The sequence below is a fragment of the Telluria sp. AZSoR62 genome (assembly GCF_058111565.1).
On the sequence record NZ_JBYTST010000144.1, the window covers coordinates 1 to 365 of the forward strand.

The following is a 365-nucleotide window of genomic DNA, read 5'->3' on the forward strand; positions in this document are numbered from 1 at the left end:
GTCGTGACCTTGCCGTAGGGCTGGTTCAGTCCAGCGAATCCTGCGTATCCGCCTGCTGCAGCAGCACCCGATCCAGCAGCGCGGGCAGCTTCTTGCCACGGCGCGCGGCCCGCAGAAGAATCCCCGCGCAGGCCTGTGCGCTCAAAAAGTACTTCGGAGGGATCGAGGTCATCACCACCACATGCCACAAGAAACACGCGCTTGCGGCGTTGGGCGACACCGAAATATTGAGCGTCGAGCACGCGCCAGGCGATGCGGCGGCGGGGTCCAGACACACAACCAGCGTGCGCCCATTTTTCCCCTGGCGGCTGGAGCGCACGGCTTTCTCCGGCCAGTGCTCCCAGGAAATGCCCGAAGGCATTGCT

General features: G+C 64.4%; 1 protein-coding gene. It reads right to left on the bottom strand.

Going from position 1 to position 365, the window contains the following annotated elements:
- Positions 1-275 (bottom strand): DNA cytosine methyltransferase (locus AC3XQU_RS23270; RefSeq protein WP_489876521.1); only part of this gene is annotated, 275 nt, incomplete at its 3' end.
- Positions 276-365: the final 90 nt, after the last annotated feature.